Origin of the sequence: Paenibacillus sp. FSL R5-0517, assembly GCF_037974355.1 — a bacterium.
Classification (GTDB): Bacteria; Bacillota; Bacilli; order Paenibacillales; family Paenibacillaceae; genus Paenibacillus.
The window spans coordinates 426,033-444,083 of sequence record NZ_CP150235.1; the positions used below are offsets into that span (position 1 = coordinate 426,033).

Sequence of the window (18,051 nt, forward strand, 5' to 3'; positions counted from 1 at the left end):
TAAAATTTAGGATTAAAATTGTGCTTATCATATAAATTCAAAATTATGGATTTTCATTGTGGAGGTGGGATACATGGAACCTACAACTACGATACGCTCATATATTGAGGACTACATCAGGAAACAGGGGTACACCCTGCAGTATTTTGCCGATATATCAGGAGTTAACGCCGGAACGCTTAGTGCAATTATTAAGGGGACTCGGCCCATTGCTATGGCGCAATTGGATCTGATTACCCAAGGCATGAAGCTGGAAGAGGGGTACTTCTACGAGATCTATGGGGCTGAATGTTTCGTGGAATCGGCACCCCATTGGAGAAGACTGGAACCATTCCTGCAGCGCTGTGCCGAATTGGACAAGCTGGAATGTATTCAGAGGGTTATCCAGGAAGTGACCGATGATCGCTCGTATATCTCGGAGTTGTTCGAGATGGCTGAAGGCATGCTTGAGCGTGGACAGACGAAGGCTGCACGGATGTTGTACGAATGTGTGGCGGAGTGTGAGAAATATCAACACTCGGAACGTCTCGCTCTCTGTCAGTATCGCATCTTCACGTTATCTCTCGGTCAGGACCAACACGAGAATCTGCGTGCAGCCGTACATTTTGAACCGTATATTAATCGGTTGGATGAGGAGAGGCAGCTGGATGCGATTAGGGAGTTGGCGAATACATACAATGGGTTATGTCGGTGGGATAAAGTATTTCAATTAGCCGATGAACTGTTGCAACGGGTCAAATTTTTGGAACAATACAAAAATAAAAAAAAGGGATTGGAGTTTATTAGAGCCTCCAAACACCCGTTATTTACTTATAAATTTTATGCTTACTTATTAATAGCAACTGTATGGGGAGAGCGTAAAGAGTATGAAAAGGCGCTAGAGTATACTTCTTTCTATTCAAACATCGTTATTGAAGACCCTACTTCAGAAGATGAACTCTTTATAAAACGATTTAAAGATTGGGCTGAAGTTAATACCTATTTATATAAGTTGATGACGGGTGACTATAATGCGCTTAACTCCTATCTCGACTTTATAGAAGCAAATGAAAATGAAACTCTTCTTGGACTTGTCAAAGTTATGGAAGCGGCTAATCAATATCAACTGAATGTTGATCACGTTCTCAAAAGATTTGAGTCGTTTATACGTTTGTTAGTTAATGACTCTAACTATGAGACTAGTTATACTACTCAGATAAAAGATGATCGATATACTAAATTCTGGGCTGAATTAGCATTCTACCAGTTGTCTAAAGCCAGGCATCAGGAAGGATTCAGGGATCTGCTTACTTGTTTGAGTTCTGCTCACAAGATCAAGGATGACTCCACCATAATTTATTGTGTGAGTTTATTTGAGGAATATAGAACACAGGCTTCTGAATTAATAGAGTCTCAATATAAAAGTATTATTAAGGAGGTTTATGGTCGGTATGAGAAAAAAGGCAAAGTTGGCATTAACGCTGTTTAGCTCTTTCTTAATATTATCTAGTATTACTGGTGGTATAAGCCATATAATAAATCTGGTTTTTAATCATGGTGCAGGAGGATATTAGGGTTATTTGATTTTAAATTCTTTCATTAACATGCGTCTTATTTCCGGGATATGGAGATGGGGCGCTTATTTGTACTGTCTATTAGATCATTCATAACGAAAAGAGGATTTATCATTGCAGATTGATATTCAGAAACTTTACGACAAATATATAACATTGAACATTCCTAATCCATTCAGTTTGGAGCAGATTCATGAGCGACTAACACAGAAATTTTACGCTGAGAAGGTAGATTTAGAGGAGTTTTCCGACTTGCGTAGCGATCCTCATGCGGGATTTGATCAGGCGATTGCAGCTTATGTATTCAAGGATGAGAGGGGAACCAAACAATTAATTAGCCTGAACAAGGATGAGGATATCCATGAGCCATTGGAGTTTGCATGGATCATTAACTCGACTGTGCGAGGATTTTCTCTTCTCCTAATTCTTGAAATCGAAGTGTTTTATGGAATGGAAGAGAGTGAGATGACTCTTGGCAATCCACGTTTTGAGGAATATCTGATCCTACTTTATTTAACAGGTTACATTGAGTTTGAGAATGACTCTTTCATTCATCTGTTGCGTGCTCGTTATCGAGAGGGCTACAGACTTCGTTATTTTGGCATGCAGAATGGTGATGAGAATTATCTATACGAATAAATTTGCTGTCGGATAAGGTTATTAACTTCTTTCTGGAGAAAGGTGCAATAAGTACTTAGGGTAAAATGCATAATATGTCCATGAATCAGTTTAACGTTAAGGATTCGAAAATTCTCGAATACGATATGTAGACATGCTCTCCATATATTTGCACCACATCTTGTAGTGATGAGAGGGTTTCATATCTCTATGCAAAATGCTTGATGTTGAAAGTATCTCTATGGAAATAAGCATTTTACCTTGCAAAGGAATATAATGTTAATTTTTTGGCAATGTATCCTAAAATGTTTAAAAAAGAGGGGGTGCATGCTGTGAGTGAACCGAAACAGATCAGAGACCAAATCGAACAGAACAGGCATGAATTGAGTCGTTTGGCGGAGAATCATGGCATGCAAGACAACAAAGTCCTTCGACAGTCCATGGTGCTGGACGAGCTTATTAATGAATATAATCGATTCAAATATAAAAGCCATCTCGGCAACAGACAACCGATTGCATAATGCAGTCGGTTTTTTGGTCTAATTCAACCGAATTGTTTTGCTAGATTAACTCAGCGGATGTGTTCTATAGAAATAGCGTAGTCGACTGTAGCGATACAGTCGGCTTTTTTGCGTTCACCCTGATACCAATGCGCATAACTTGAAATTCCGTACCAATTCCAGGGTTGGCAGGATAGCGAATGATCATTAAAACTGGATATGATGACCCCAGTTATATCCAGATTGATCTGTGAAGGGGGCTCATACAATGATCGGGAGAGGGAGGGATGAACGGAAATGATGGACAAGGTACGCACTTTTTTCGGAAAAAACGTAAACCTGCGCACCAAGTTGCTCCTGTTGTTCCTGGCGCTGACGTTGCTGCCGCTAGGCTTGCAGGGAGTGATGAACTACAAGCATTTCTCGCAGACGATGGATCGCAAGACCGAGCAGTTCACCATTGAACTGGTTCGCCAGATTAACGCCAATCTGAATCGGCTGCTGAAGGACTTTGAGCGGTTGTCGCTCTTGCCGCTTTACGATCAGATGGTGCTTGGCATTCTGGGCAAATACAACGGTTCAATGGGGTCTGGTACATGGGCGAGGTCTGAGGATTATCTGAAAATGAAGCTCTATACCTCTGGTCAAGCTTATGACCGACCCGAGATTCGGGGAATTCATCTGATCAGCAACAGCGGCATCCTGTTCTCCAATCTCGATTCACTGGCAGTCAAACCGGTATGGGACAGCAGACAGGATGCCTGGTTTGCAGAGCTTGAAGACTCGGAAGGGACGTGGCGCCTGATTCCTCCGCATGCCCCCGGCTACTACACGGGCGTTCAGCAAGAATCGTATATATCGGTGGGCAGAGTGCTTCGAGATCCGGGTACGCTCCAGCGATTGGGGTACATTCTGATTGACATCCGTCTGGAAGCCTTCGGCCAAATGTTATCCAATCTGAATGTTGAGCAAGAGGCAAGCCTGATGATTGTCGACAGCAAGCAACGTCTGCTGTTCGAACGGACCTCAACTGGAGGAATCTCTGCGTACGACCAGTTGTTAATGAATGGACAGCTCCAAAACTATGCAGGGAACCAAAAAGTTGTTCTGGATGGACAGTCCTATCTCTATGTACAACACCATTCCAGCTATTCCGGGCTCTCGGTGATCAGTCTTACACCTATTGCTGTGATTCAAAAGGAGTCAGGTGAGATGCTCACCTTCACAATAGGGTTCGCTGTATTGTGTATGGCGGCTATATCGATTCTGGCGGTTCTGTTATCCTATCGTATCACCCGGCCACTGATTCGACTGAAGCACCACATGATTCGGGTCGAGCAGGGAGATTTCAGCCAGCGGGTAGCACACTTCAGCAATGATGAATTCGGACAGATGAGCCGGGGTTTTAACCGAATGATGGAAGAGATTCATCGACTGTTCAATGAGGTGTTCCTGCTGGGCATTCAAGAGCGGGAGGCAGAGTTGTCGGCGTTGCAAAGCCAGATGAATCCTCATTTTATATACAACACACTGGAGTCCATTAACATGATGGCCATTCGCCAGAAGCATGCTGAGGTGTCGGACATGGTGACGGCGCTTGGCAAGCTGCTGCGCTATACGATTGATAAGGTGGACCGGATGGTTCCGCTTGGGGAAGAACTGACTTTTGTACAGTCCTATGTACGCATTCAGCAGGTACGTTACAACGGTAAGCTGGAGGTTAACTATGACATCGAGGAACAGATAACGGAATGTGGGATTCCGAAGCTGATCCTGCAACCGTTGGTGGAAAATGCAGTCTACCATGGCATTGAAGGGCAGGAAAATGGAGGAGTAATCTGGATATCTGCCTTGAGGTTCGACCATGAGCTGCTGATTAGCGTACGAGACAACGGTAAGGGAATGACTCAGGCTAAGATTGACGAGTTAAACGAATCCATAACAAAACAGCCTTCCAGTCAGGCATTACGTTGCCATGCCGGGGACAGTCTGGGGCTTAACAATATCGCCCAGAGGCTTCGCCTCATCTATGGAGAAGGCGGCAGCCTAAGCATTGATGGAAGTCCCGGGCAGGGCCTGGTGGTCACCATATCCATTCAACTTCTACCGAAAGGGGATTGAAGCGCATGTATAAAGTATTGCTTGTAGAGGATGAGACGGTTATCCGTCAGGGACTGAGGGAGCTGATCGTACAAGCGTCTTCTCAGTTTCAGGTAACGGGCGAAGCATCGAGCGGCACGGAGGCGCTGGATTTTCTGAGATGTGAAGTGCCGGATGTGTTAATCACGGATATCCGCATGCGTGAAATGGATGGATTAACTTTGGCAAGCAAAGCCAGAGACATGTACCCTGAATTGCTCATGCTCATCATTAGCGGCTATGGCGAGTTTGAATATGCGCGCAGAGCGATGGAGTTCGGGGTGTTGAACTATCTGTTGAAGCCAATCGATCGCTATGAACTGGCATTATGCATACAGAAGATTCAATTGTTGCTGGACCGCAGATATGGTATTTCAACCCTTTCGATCCCGGAGCCATCTGGGAAAGCAGAACATGCTGGTGGAGATACGCGGAAGATTATCCGAGATGTGAAGGAGCACATCAAGCAGCATCCTGATGGAGATTTGCGGCTCCAGACGATAGCAGATCTCGTCCACTTAAACCCTACTTATTTGAGCCAGTTGTTCAAGAACGAAATAGGTATTAATTATTCCGAATACATCACGGAGGCACGTATGGAGCGGGCCAAGTGGTTGCTGATCAACACGGGTCTCAAAATCTATGATGTGGCACGGTTATCCGGGCATCAGAGTCCCAAACACTTCATGCTGGTGTTCAAGCAGCAGGTGGGATGGACTGCGGGAGAATACCGAGACCGATTCAGTATTTCTTGAAATACCATACCATTTCTGTAGTTGACGTGATTTATGAGGGAACGAAGCTTTCGTTATACTTTGGTTGCACCTGTATACCACAACGTCTATAAGGGGGATTTCCATGAAAAAAGCAGGACTGATACTGATGCTTGTACTCATGATGGTGGCTTCAATCGCGTGCACAAGCTCCAATTCTGGCAGTGAACCTGGCAGTGCAGGCGGGGAGAATGGAGAGGTGGAGCTGAAGTTCATGATGTGGGGCAACCAGGCACACATGGATGTATACAACAAACTGATCGATGGCTTCACCAAGGAAAATCCAGGCATCAAAGTCACGATGGAATCCGTACCTTTCGCAGAATACCAGCAAAAAATCTCAGTGCTTGCTGCTGGAGGCTCTCTTCCCGATCTCGCCTGGGTATCGGAGCGAATGGTACCACAATTCAAATCCAACCACATTCTGGCCGATGTATCCGAGTTCAAGGATGATGCACAGTTTAAGCTGGATGATTATATTCCAAGTACGCTTGATCTATTCCGTGACGGCGACCAGTTGCTGGGGCTACCTTTCTCTACACCTCCGGTGGTCATGTTTTACAATAAAACGCTGTTCGACAAGGCCGATCTGACGGATCCAAACACACTTGCCACCCAAGGACAATGGACATGGGAACAGTTCGAAGAGTCAGCCAAGGCGATTACAAGCAAGGAGGCGACCAACCGAATCTATGGCGCCAACTTTTTTCGCGACTGGAAGACCTGGGCGGTGCTCTCCTCTTACTCGTGGTCCAATGGAAGCGGTCCATTCGACGAAGGTATGACGAAGTTCACCTGGAACGATGCCTATGGTGTGCAGACTTTTGAATTACTGGAGCGCATGATGTTCACCGATGAATCACATCCGAAGGCAGGTGAGCAGGTCAGCTTCGATGCGGGTAATGTGGGCATGTTCTTCGATAACTACAGCTATGTTTCCAAGGCAAGGGAGATTACGGATTTTGAGTGGAGCATCGCGCCTACGCCTTCCGGTTCACAAGGCAGTGTGCCGATGCTGGGGCAGGCCGGATATGCCATGTTCAACGATAGCAAACATCCAGAGGAAACGAAGAAGCTGTTGAAGTATTTTGCGAGTGAGCAGGGGATTCAGGCGACAGCCACCTACTTTGTGCCTCCGCGTACCTCTGTTCTGAACTCGGACGCATTTATTCTTCAGCCGAATAACCCGAGCAAAGAGCATATTGTGCAGGCCGTCATTGATGAAATGCCCAAAGCGCGCTTAATTCCCGGCCATATCCGATGGCAGGATATCGACAATGCGGTATTGCAGGGATTCGACCGATTGTTTGCCAAGACAGCGACAGCTGAGGATAACCTGAAACAAATGCAGGAAGAGATCCAAAGCATGTTGCAACCCTAAGTAAGTCGATTGAAACCGGAGGTGAGAATAATGGGCGAATTCAAAGAATTACTTGAGCGGAAACCGCTGTCCCTGGTGGTCAGTCTGCCTGGGAATGAACTTGCTTTGGCTCGGGCAGCCATGGAAGAGGGGGCTGATGCACTGAAGGTGCACTATAATGTCGGTCATCGCGCCAGCGGGAATCATTTTGGCCCATTGGACAGTTATGCCGAGGTATTTCGGGCGATCCGCAGTGAATTTGGTGGTCCGCTTGGGGTCGTACCTTCCGGCAGTATAGATGGAGCACGACGGGAGGATGTGGAGCGCCTTGCTGGACTGGGTTTTGATTTCTATTCCATCTATGCACATCACTTGCCTTCCTTCATGCTTAGTGACTTGGGGCTGGACCCAACGTTTGCGATCAATGAGGAATATGATGCTTCCCTCGTAACATCGGCAGCTCACTTCGGCTTCACTGCTCTGGAGGCATCCATTGTACCTGGAAAAGAATATGGTACACCGCTCAGCTTCGCGGATGTGCTCAAGTATCGCCGTCTGGTCTTGCAAGCCCAGGTTCCGGTATTGGTTCCTTCCCAGCGAAAGCTGGTACCGGAGGATGTTCGGGTGCTACGCGATACCGGGGTCAAAGCGATTATGCTTGGAGCGGTTGTGACAGGCAACACGGAGGAAGAGCTGCGAAGGGCTGTGAACGGGTTTCGTAATATGGTGGACAGTCTGAACGGTCCGGACTATATAAGTTGAACTAAAGGATATTTACACTTGTACTCCGATGCCAGAACAACCTTCCGATCGCTGTTATCCCCAGATTTTTTTGGAATCCCTTATATAGAGGGAGAAATCCGGGGATAAGCATATGCTTCCGATGCAGCTTTCTTCCAGAAAGCTTTTAGGCGACCACTTCGCTTCTTCAGGTTTTTATCTGTCCTCTACGTTCTTGTGTAAATGTATAGTTCACCTTATATAGAATCGTCACAGAGTTCAGCTTCGGAGGAAATTTGAATAAAAAGGGGGTGGCTAATTGTGACCCATCCACACAAGCGCAAAAGAAGAGGACCGCTCGCCAGAGAAGCGCAGATCGCGGGGTGGCTGTTTGTATCGCCGATGGTGCTTGGGTTTACGCTGCTGCTGTTGTTTCCCATGGGTCTCGCGTTATACATGAGCCTGACTGATTGGCCGCTGCTGGGGGATCATCATTTTGTTGGACTGGAGAATTACCGGAATATTATGACAGACACCATGTTCTGGAAAGTGCTCGCCAATACGGTTTATTTCACAGTCGGACTGGTACCGCTTAATATTGTGCTCGCCCTGCTGCTCGCGTTGCTGCTATCCAGGAATCTGCGGGGGATCGGAATTTTTCGAACAGCAATCTTTGTTCCGGTCATGACTTCGCTGATCGTATGGGCCATCGTATGGAAGCTGATGTATGCAACAGAATCAGGATTGATTAATCAGCTTCTATTGATGACGGGCATCAAGGGTCCGGCGTGGCTATACAATGAAGATTTGGCAATGCCGGCAGTGATTGTGACCAGTGTGCTGAAAAATGTAGGTCTGAATATGGTGCTGTTCATTGCAGCTATTCAGCAGGTACCGCGTTCACTGTACGAAGCAGCAACATTGGACGGTGCGGGCAGAAGGGGAACTTTCTTTCACGTTACACTGCCTATGATTACACCAACGGTGTTTCTGACTGTGGTCATGACCGTGATTGGTTCACTCAAAGTATTCGGACAGATCTATGTGATGACACAGGGCGGGCCGAGTAACAGCACAAAGGTATTGGTTTATTATATCTGGGAAAAAGCATTCAAACTATTCCAGTTCGGCTATGCTTCCGCTCTCGCATATGTACTGTTCTTCATCGTACTGATCCTGACGCTGCTGCAATGGCAGCTCCGAAAGAGGTGGGTATTCAATGAAGGCGATGCCTAATTCTTCGGGGAGGAAGATAGGAAGTGCCCTTGGGACGTATTTGCTGCTGACACTGATTTCGCTAATCATGATTGTGCCATTTATCTGGATGATATCGACATCATTCAAGGAGCCTCAGAGCATATTCACCTATCCGCCACAGTGGATACCGGAATCCTTCCGATTTCAGAACTACATCGATGTGTTCCGATTGATTCCGTTTCACCGTTTCTATTGGAACAGTATCTATATTTCTGCGTTGGTTGTGCTGGGAACCGTTTTTTTTGCTTCTCTCGCCGGTTATGCATTCGCCAAAATTCCGTTTAAAGGACGTAATGTGGTATTTCTCATCCTGCTGAGTGCCATGATGATTCCTCATGAGGTGACGGCGATTCCGATGTTCCTGTTCATGCGGCAGCTGGGGTGGATTGATACCCATCTTCCGCTGATACTACTGCCAATCTTTGGCGCGGGCGGTGTGTTTGGCATCTTTGTGATGAGGCAGTTCTTCATTACGGTGCCAACGGAACTGGAGGAAGCGGCGATGATCGACGGCTGCAACCGATTCCGAATATATGCGCGAATTATGCTGCCTATTGCCAAGCCAGGTATGGCTACGCTGACGATCTTCACGTTTGTGACGATCTGGAATGAGTTCTTCGATCCGTTGATTTTCATTAACTCGCGTGATCTAATGACGCTGCCGCTTGGATTATCTTTGTTTACAGATGAGGTCGGCACAGCCTGGCAATATCTGATGAGCGCCACAGTCATGGCGACCTTGCCACTTTTAATTGTTTTTTTCCTGGCACAACGGCGCTTCATTGAGGGGGTTGCCATGACGGGACTGAAAGAGTAAGTCATGAAATACGTGCAAAGGCGAGAAATACGTGCAATAGAACGGAAGGAGGGACAACATTTGAGTGAACGGATGAGCATGGAAAAGGAAGAAGCAGATGTCGTTATTGTGGGCGGAGGTCCAGCGGGTATAGCGGCAGCCATTGCGGCTGGAAGGCAGGGTGTCCGCACAGTGCTGGTGGAGCGATATGGATTCGTTGGTGGGATGTCCACTGCCGCTATGGTCTATCCCTGGATGACTTTCCATACGGAACGTGGGGAGCAGGTCATTCAAGGTATTGCGCAGGAGATTGTGGATCGTTTGCAGGCGTGTGGCGGCTCCCCCGGGCATTTGCGCGATACGGTTGGATTTGTGCATACTGTCACGCCGTACCATCCAGCGATCTTTCAGGTGGTTGCGGCAGAGATGTTGCAGGAGGCTGGTGTCCGGCTGTTATTGCACAGCTTCGTGGATGAAGTGGTTGTTGGGGATGATCGGGTGGAAGCGGTGCGAGTGACCAACAAGTCTGGACGAAAGGAGTTCCGAGCGAACGTATTCGTGGATGCAAGCGGTGATGCGGATCTGGCTTATCTTGCAGGGGCTTCGGTGGCGAAGGGGAGAGATGGCGATAACCAGTCTCAGCCGATGACCATGAAATTCCGCATGCGTGGTGTGGATCTTGGACGCGTGAAGCAATACATTCAGGAGCACCCGGAAGATTTCTATGCCAAGACCCCCTTCTCGGAGCTGGACAGCATTCCGTTAACCGGGGTGAGCGGCTTCTATTCCCAGTGGAAAAAAGCGGGGGTACCGATTAATCGCGACCAGGTGTTGTTTTTTACCGGACCGGCTGACGATGAAGTGCTGATTAATTGTACCCGGGTGCAGGGACTCGATGCGACGGATGCCGAGGATCTGACCTCTGCTGAACAGGAAGGGCGGAAGCAGGTGCTGATGATTGCTGAGTTTTTGCAGCGTGATGTGCCTGGATTCGAACGGGCTTCCATCTCAGCGGTAGCACCTCAGATTGGCATTCGTGAATCCAGACGGATTATCGGTCATTATGCGTTGACCCAAGCGGATGTGGTCGCAGGACGGAAGTTCGAGGATGTGATTGCCAGAAGCGGTTATCCTATCGATATTCATGACCCTTCGGGTCAAGGTGTTGTAGCTGCCTTTATCAAAGGGGATGGGGCATACGATATTCCGTATCGTTGTCTGATCTCTCGCAATATCCGCAATCTGCTGGCGGCAGGACGCTGCATCTCCACCACACATGAGGCGCATGCAACGACAAGGTTGACGCCAAGCTGTATGGCTACCGGGGAGGCGGCAGGGACAGCCGCTGCACTAACCGTGAAGATGAAGCTTGATCCGATGGGACTGCCAATTGAGCTACTACAGGCGGAATTACGTCACAACGGAGCGGCGATCTAACGAATGAGCTGATTGTGGGCAAAACTGGGCGGATTGGACGAAGGATTAGTCGTGGGAGCGGCATGAATCATTAATAGTGGGCGTAACGTGGATGTTTATTTATTTAATTCACTGTGGTGTAAGTTTAACGAACCTGAGACGTCTAATATGGGGCTATAAGCTGAGATGAAAAATGTAACGAATCTCAGTGAAGTTATTTTACTCAAAAACCTGAAATACGGCGTAAAGGCGGGGTAAATCGGAAAAATAGAGCGTCTACGATTCGTTAGGTTAGAAACGTTCCCCAAAATGGCTAAATAAGCTTCCCCCGGTTCGTTAGAACATCGGTGGGAAGCTCATTTCATTTATTCAGTCATTTAATTCATGCGTGCCTCAAGTCGCCTTGCGACAATGGACAGCGTATAGTTGATGACAAAATACAATACCGCAGCGAGCAGGAGGGCGGGGATAATATAATCGAAACTTTGGCCGCCGAGGATCTGCACGTTGTGCATCAGTTCCGGCAAAGAGATGATGATTGCCAGTGAAGTATCCTTCAGGAGTGAGATGAACTGGCTGACCATCGGCGGAGACATGCGGCGTAGCGCCTGTGGCATGATGATGCCACCGAGGGTCTGCATGTAGCTCAGGCCGGAAGAACGGGCAGCTTCCACCTGACCGCGCTCAACAGACTTCAGACCGCTACGTACGATCTCGGCGATCATCGCGCCTTCAAATAGACTCAGTCCAACGACCGTGGACCAAAAGACGGACATTTTGATCCCGAGCTGCGGAAGTACGATGTGGATGAAGAAAATGATGAGCAGTAGTGGCAGATTCCGAATCGTATCCACGATGACCGCTACGATCTGTGACAGAATGGGGATGCGAGTAAACCGGACGGTACCCAGCACGGTGCCAAGTATGAAGCTGAATACAATGGATAGCCCTGCGACCTGTAGGGTAATCAAGAATCCTTGAAGCAGAAAACGAAGGTTGGGCCACGCATAGGCCCCGCTAAAGTCCATATTTTATTAGCCTCCTTCTGTATGCAGGAATAGAATATCTAAGATCAATAGATGGGGCATGGACTAGCCAAAATAACGGACCAAAATTATCGAAAGGTCTGAAATAGACAATATATCTCCCTAAAAATCTGCGCATGTATATGTCAATGTGTTACATGGTAACCTGACCGGCTGGTTTGTTCTTCTTCGGTTTGCCCTTGGTACTGCGCGCCTCTGCATCGCTCTGTCCGAACCTGCGCTCCATATAATGCACCAGAAAGCTGAGTGGTAGTGTCAGCACCAGATAGAACAGCGCAACAACGGTGTATACACTTAGCGGTTGGAACGTATCCGAGTTAACCAGGTCGGCAAAATACATGAGATCCATACCGGCGACGACGGCCAGAATGGATGAGTTCTTGACCAGATTAATAAATTGGTTGCCGATGGACGGCAAAACAATCTTGATCGCTTGAGGCAGAATGATCAGATTCATGGCCTGTACATAGGACAAGCCGGAGGATCTTGCGGCTTCCAGTTGTCCACGCGGCACCGTCTGAATGCCCGCTCGGATCGCTTCGGCAATGAAAGCGGCGGTATAGATGGTCAGACCCAGAGTACCAGAGACAAATCCGTCGAGCGAAATGCCTAGTGCCGGCAGTCCGAGATAGAAGAAGAACACCACCAACAGCAGGGGAATGTTTCGGATAAACTCCACAAAAGCCGTGCCAATCCAGTTCAGCGGTTTCACAGGGGATATCCGAAAGATCGCCAGAATCGCGCCCAGGATAAAGCTGCCAACGAGAGCTATAATACTCACTTGAATGGTATTCAGGAATCCTTCCAGAAAACGATCCGAGTGTCGCATCAGTACGCTGAAATCTAATGTGCCCATATAGGCAAAGCCTCCGTTCTCCAGATGTAGAAACGGCGATTACGTCTGCTTATGCATCGCATCCAGCAGACGAATTCGCCGCGTGCTCATCATTAATCGGGGTTACTCGGGCTTGGAGCCCAGCCATTTCTCATGTAATGTGTCATATTCCCCGCTGTCTTTCATGCTTTTGAGCAGCTTGTTGACTTCTTCCACGAAGGCGGTGTCGCCTTTGCGAATGGCCATACCATAAGGTTCACTTGTGAAATTGCCACCAACCAATTGGAAGCTGTTATCTGTCTGTTGCATGCCGATAAGGATGATATTATCTGTGGTCAGCGCTTCGCCTTTACCGGCTTTGAGAGCAGTGAATGCATCCTGATAGTTATCGAATTCGAGCACTTCAGCATCAGGGGCTTTCTCGCGAATGTTCTGAGCGGATGTGGAGCCTTTCACGGCGAGTACTTTCACCCCGCTGAGGCTTTCCAGGCCGGTAATCGGACTATCATTTTTCACCAGCAGGGATTGGCCTGCCTCGAAATAAACATCACTGAAATCCACCTGTTCCTTACGTTCATCCGTAATCGTCATCGTGGCGATGATGATGTCAATGTCTCCATTCTGCAACATGGGAATACGTGTCTTGGAAGTGACTTCTTTCAGTTCGACCTTTGTCTCATCTCCAAGGATCTGTTTGGCGAGTGCCTTGGCGATATCAATATCGAATCCCTCAACGTTGCCGCTTGCGGGATCTTTCAGTCCGAATAGCTTCGTATCATATTTCACGCCGGCAATAAGTTTGCCGCGCTCTTTAATCTGCTCAATCGTTCCTTTGGCTACGGCATCTCCGCCAGAACCGCTACTACCGCCGCTACTGCTATTCTCCTCACCTGTACTACAACCGGACAATACCAGCGAGAGAATAAGGACAAGTATAAATGACGGCCACATCAACAATTTTTTCATGAATAAGACCCCTTTCAAAATGGAATATTGGATTATTCTCAATGATGAATCAGACGGCTCAGGAATTGCTGTGCTCGTTCTTCTCTGGGGTTGTCAAAAAATTCAGCGGCGGTGGCCTCTTCTACAATTCGGCCTTCGTCCATGAAGATGACCCGGTCCGCAACTTCGCGGGCGAATCCCATCTCATGGGTAACAACGACCATGGTCATGCCATTATGGGCAAGGGAACGCATCACATCGAGGACTTCCCCGATCATTTCGGGATCGAGTGCAGAGGTCGGTTCGTCAAAAAGCATGATTTTGGGCTCCATGGCGAGTCCTCTGGCGATGGCTACCCGTTGTTGCTGTCCACCGGACAACTGGGAGGGATAACTGTCTGCTTTGTCGGCAATGCCTACCCGGGTCAGATACTTCATGGCCGTTGAGGCAGCTTGTTCTTTGGGTTGTTTGCGCACCTTCATGGGTGCAAGGGTAATGTTATCAATGACTTTTTTGTGAGGATAAAGATTGAAGTGTTGGAATACCATACCGATGTCACGGCGGAAGAGGTTAATATCCACCTTTTTCTGATGTAGAGGGACCCCACTGACAACAAGTTCGCCTTCGGTAATGGTCTCCAGGCGGTTAATACAGCGGAGTAACGTGCTTTTGCCGGAGCCGGAAGGTCCGATGATGACGACAACCTCTCCTTCTTCGATGTGAAGATGGATATCCTTGAGGACATGAAAATGACCGAAATGCTTTTGGACACCCCTAAATTCAATCAAGAGTAGACCCCATCCTTTCTGCAACGAATGTTTGTAAAAGGAATAATAAGGAATTAATTGAAACTAGTTATTTAATCATACATACTCATCCTGCTAATGGCAATTGGTTTGTGATAAAACATGACATAAGTAATAGACTTTCTAGGGCTATGGGCAGTAATTGTGTTATATACCTGTTATGTTATCAAATCTCTTGTGACGAATCCTGACAGAAAATTGAATCTATTCTCCTAGTTGTTTACCAACCATTGGAATAGATGTATAGAGTATACTAGAAATGATGTTTCATTTATGACTCTGATCATAAAAACAAATTCCATCAAGTTCTAACTGTACATGGCAAAAAAGCTCAACCTAGTGCATCAGGCCATTGATATGATGGAGCGAGAAAGTATCTGTCTGAAAGTAAACTAAAGAAACTAGAAACGAAAAGTTGATCTCATAACGGTTCCATTTCCATTACAGGTAGAGAGGATGATTCTGCACGATGAATACATATCACTCCCCAATGTCGACGGGTACAGGTGCCCAGTCTGATGTCCGAGCTTATGAAGCCAATTTGCCTGTCATTCCCGCTCAGAATTTTCGAATTACAGACTATGGAGCTGTTGGAGATGGGGTAACAGATAATACGGAGATGTTCCGCCTTGCAATCGCGTCATGCGCTGAAGCGGGAGGAGGCAGAATCATTATCCCTGCCGGGGTATGGCTCACAGGTCCGATTGTAATGCGCAGCCGGATCGAACTACATGTGGAAGCAGGGGCGCTGGTTACGTTTAGCCGAGATTTCGATCAATATCCATTGATCGCATCAAGCTTCGAAGGCTGGCAGGTGGTACGCTGTCAATCCCCGATCGATGGTGATCAACTGGAGGATATTGCGATTACCGGTGAGGGGATATGGGATGGTGGCGGTGAAGCGTGGCGTCCGGTAAAACGCTCCAAAATGACGACTTCACAATGGAACCAATTGGTCGCTTCGGGTGGTGTTGTAGAGCAATCGGGTGGGGATGAAGAAATCTGGTGGCCTTCCGTCTCTGCACTTGAAGGTGGTATCATTGCAAATCGTTTGCATAAGGAGCAGGTACGTGATGTTGCCGCCTATGAACAAGCCAGAGACTTTTTGCGTCCTAACATGGTCAGCTTGCGCAGATGTACACGGGTGCTGCTGGACGGTCCAACGTTCCAGAACTCGCCTGCATGGAATCTGCACCCCTGGGCATCTGAGCATGTAACCATTCGTAACGTGAGTGTGCGTAATCCATGGTTTTCACAGAATGGAGATGGGCTGGACATTGAATCCTGCCGTCATGTGGTGGTGGAGAAGAGTGTATTCGATGTCGGTGATGATGCGATCTGTCTGAAATCAGGCAAGGATGCCGAAGGCCGTGAACTGGGTCTTCCATCGGAGTACATCACCATTCGGGATTGTACGGTGTATCATGGTCATGGCGGTTTCGTCATTGGTAGCGAAATGTCTGGTGGTGTGCGGCATGTGAGAGTGTCGGATTGTACGTTTATCGGCACGGATATTGGACTTCGCTTCAAAAGCGCACGGGGACGCGGTGGGGTGGTTGAGGATATTCAGATCGAGCGTATATATATGAAAGATATTATTATGGAAGCCATCTCGTTTTCCTTTTTCTATGCGAATCAGGAAGGGTCTGCCCGGGGCAGTGACTTGTCTCAGGAGATTAGCGAGGAGACGCCAGTGTTCCGGGATATTCGAATATCGGATGTGGTCTGTGCCGGTGCGGACACTGCGTTGCTCATAAGTGGGTTGCCGGAATTGCCTTTGGATGGCGTAGTCATTGAACGATACCATGTAGAAGCCCGCACAGGTATTCAATGTGCCCAAGCGAAGCATCTGCGGATTACAGAACTGAACGCCCGGATTACCGAAGGTCCGTTAATTCATTTGCACCAGTGCAAAGGGGCGGAGTTGGAGCGCATTCAGGGCAAGGGGGCGGATGGTCGACTTCTGATGGTGACAGGACATGAATCCGCAGGCATTGTGTGCCGAGAAAGTGATGCCGACACAGACGGTCGCCAGATCTCTGTGGGTCCTGAAGTACGAAGTGGTGTGATCATCCGCAGGTAAAAAGTGTATGTAAAAGGGGCTATACAAGGGGCTCCAATTCAGCCGCAGTGGCGTAGCCATGGGTCCAATGATCGTGATGCCTTTCGGGTATAAGTAATACGTGATCTCTGGAGCAAGGCTACCCACTCGGTTTTATATGATGTGATCTGAAGATCTACCGGTGTTCCTTGCGATAGCGTAGCGGTGTTGTACCGGTGACTTGTTTGAATGTTTTGTTAAAATGAGCCGTATGCTCAAACCCTACCTTCTCTGCAATCATCTGGACACGCTCTTGTGTCGACAGCAATCTTCGTTGTGCCTCTCGGACACGAACAACACGCAGATATTCGCTAAACCGAAACCCGGTAAAACGGCTGAACATTCGGCTCAGATAGGATGGACTGATATAAAAACGATTGGCTGCACCCTCCAGCGTAAGTGGTTGGGTGTAGTTGCTGTTCACATATGTAACGATTTCACTGATTTTGTCCTGCATCGGATGCAAAGGACCGGGGCATGACTGCCGAATATCCTCCTCCACCCGATGAATACGGATCAAAAGTTGGGCAAGCAGACTTCTGACCGCAATCTCATAGTGAGGGCGTCGCTCTTTGCATTCTTGCAGCATCTGCCACAATATACGCTCCATCTCGGGCTGTTCCGCTTCAGGCAGGCGAAGAAGTCTTGAACAATTAAAAGGCAGCAAACCACATATGCCAAGCTCCATCCCCGTTGCAAAAGCAGGCGAAAAACCGATTAAAATCCGTTCGAAGCCAGGAATACTTCCTTTGGAGGTGCTATGTACATCGTTTGGGTTAATCAGAATAAAATCACCCTTGCGGGCAGACAGAATCTGACCATTCATGGAATAAACGCGTTCACCTTCAAGCAGGTAATACAGTTCGTAGAATGGATGAGCGTGAGGCTGAGGCATACCGTTCCCATCATGTCTGCGCATATGTTCAATGGTAAATGAATGTTCACCGATTCGATATTTGGGTCCAATCCGATCTTCTATGAGACTCATGGTACAGCTCCCCTCTGCTTCACGGATTAACAACGATATCCATATCATAACGGAAAATCCATCTTTTTGTAAACGCTATCATTGTAAATGAAATATTTCTTTAATCATATGTAAAATACCGTGAGAACGAATCTGGCATGGACCATGGGAGCTGTCAAGGTGACAAAACTTGAATGATGTTTTAGAGTAGGGGGAGAG

General features: G+C 47.7%; 16 protein-coding genes. 11 read left to right on the forward strand and 5 right to left on the reverse strand.

Annotated features, from left to right (window positions below):
- Window positions 1-73 precede the first annotated feature (73 nt).
- From MKX40_RS02040 to MKX40_RS02085, 10 genes are all read left to right on the forward strand, one after another.
- Entirely contained in the window at window positions 74-1,468 is a 1,395-nt protein-coding gene (locus tag MKX40_RS02040; RefSeq protein WP_339239203.1) for a transcriptional regulator, read from the forward strand.
- A 199-nt stretch (window positions 1,469-1,667) separates the two neighbouring features.
- A complete protein-coding gene (locus MKX40_RS02045; protein ID WP_339239205.1) occupies window positions 1,668-2,192 on the forward strand; it encodes a pyruvate kinase in 525 nt (174 codons plus the stop codon).
- Between the two features lie 311 nt (window positions 2,193-2,503).
- Window positions 2,504-2,692: an aspartyl-phosphate phosphatase Spo0E family protein gene (locus MKX40_RS02050; RefSeq protein ID WP_339239207.1), complete on the forward strand. Its 189-nt coding sequence runs from the start codon at window positions 2,504-2,506 to the stop codon at window positions 2,690-2,692.
- A gap of 276 nt (window positions 2,693-2,968) precedes the next feature.
- Window positions 2,969-4,792 (forward strand): sensor histidine kinase, encoded by a 1,824-nt coding sequence (locus tag MKX40_RS02055; protein WP_339239209.1) that lies wholly within the window; start codon window positions 2,969-2,971, stop codon window positions 4,790-4,792.
- A gap of 5 nt (window positions 4,793-4,797) precedes the next feature.
- On the forward strand, window positions 4,798-5,565 hold the full coding sequence (locus tag MKX40_RS02060; RefSeq protein ID WP_339239212.1) for a response regulator: 768 nt from the start codon (window positions 4,798-4,800) through the stop codon (window positions 5,563-5,565).
- A gap of 103 nt (window positions 5,566-5,668) precedes the next feature.
- The gene (locus tag MKX40_RS02065; RefSeq protein ID WP_339239213.1) at window positions 5,669-6,964 is read left to right on the forward strand and encodes a sugar ABC transporter substrate-binding protein; all 1,296 of its coding nucleotides are present in this window, start codon (window positions 5,669-5,671) and stop codon (window positions 6,962-6,964) included.
- Between the two features lie 30 nt (window positions 6,965-6,994).
- The gene (locus MKX40_RS02070; protein WP_339239214.1) at window positions 6,995-7,705 is read left to right on the forward strand and encodes a hypothetical protein; all 711 of its coding nucleotides are present in this window, start codon (window positions 6,995-6,997) and stop codon (window positions 7,703-7,705) included.
- Window positions 7,706-7,984: 279 nt separating this feature from the next.
- Window positions 7,985-8,899 carry a sugar ABC transporter permease gene (locus tag MKX40_RS02075; RefSeq protein ID WP_253429358.1) on the forward strand — a complete coding sequence of 305 codons (915 nt, stop codon included), beginning with the start codon at window positions 7,985-7,987 and terminating at the stop codon, window positions 8,897-8,899.
- Window positions 8,883-9,737, forward strand: coding sequence for a carbohydrate ABC transporter permease (locus MKX40_RS02080; RefSeq protein ID WP_339239215.1), 855 nt, complete (start codon window positions 8,883-8,885; stop codon window positions 9,735-9,737). Before MKX40_RS02075 ends, MKX40_RS02080 begins: the two co-directional genes overlap by 17 nt.
- Before the next feature lie 78 nt (window positions 9,738-9,815).
- On the forward strand, window positions 9,816-11,153 hold the full coding sequence (locus MKX40_RS02085) for an FAD-dependent oxidoreductase (protein ID WP_339242879.1): 1,338 nt from the start codon (window positions 9,816-9,818) through the stop codon (window positions 11,151-11,153).
- Between the two features lie 356 nt (window positions 11,154-11,509).
- Here MKX40_RS02085 and MKX40_RS02090 read toward each other — a convergent pair whose 3' ends face one another.
- The 4 genes from MKX40_RS02090 to MKX40_RS02105 form a co-directional block, all read right to left on the reverse strand.
- Window positions 11,510-12,160: an amino acid ABC transporter permease gene (locus MKX40_RS02090; RefSeq protein ID WP_339239216.1), complete on the reverse strand. Its 651-nt coding sequence runs from the start codon at window positions 12,158-12,160 to the stop codon at window positions 11,510-11,512.
- A 151-nt stretch (window positions 12,161-12,311) separates the two neighbouring features.
- On the reverse strand, window positions 12,312-13,034 hold the full coding sequence (locus MKX40_RS02095; protein ID WP_339239217.1) for an amino acid ABC transporter permease: 723 nt from the start codon (window positions 13,032-13,034) through the stop codon (window positions 12,312-12,314).
- Between the two features lie 102 nt (window positions 13,035-13,136).
- Window positions 13,137-13,979 (reverse strand): transporter substrate-binding domain-containing protein, encoded by an 843-nt coding sequence (locus MKX40_RS02100; protein WP_339239218.1) that lies wholly within the window; start codon window positions 13,977-13,979, stop codon window positions 13,137-13,139.
- 38 nt (window positions 13,980-14,017) lie between these two features.
- Entirely contained in the window at window positions 14,018-14,770 is a 753-nt protein-coding gene (locus MKX40_RS02105) for an amino acid ABC transporter ATP-binding protein (RefSeq protein ID WP_301289677.1), read from the reverse strand.
- A 463-nt stretch (window positions 14,771-15,233) separates the two neighbouring features.
- Here MKX40_RS02105 and MKX40_RS02110 point away from each other — a divergent pair, with 463 nt between their 5' ends.
- Window positions 15,234-16,847 carry a glycoside hydrolase family 28 protein gene (locus tag MKX40_RS02110; protein WP_339239219.1) on the forward strand — a complete coding sequence of 538 codons (1,614 nt, stop codon included), beginning with the start codon at window positions 15,234-15,236 and terminating at the stop codon, window positions 16,845-16,847.
- A 154-nt stretch (window positions 16,848-17,001) separates the two neighbouring features.
- Here MKX40_RS02110 and MKX40_RS02115 read toward each other — a convergent pair whose 3' ends face one another.
- Entirely contained in the window at window positions 17,002-17,853 is an 852-nt protein-coding gene (locus MKX40_RS02115) for an AraC family transcriptional regulator (protein WP_105601564.1), read from the reverse strand.
- Window positions 17,854-18,051: the final 198 nt, after the last annotated feature.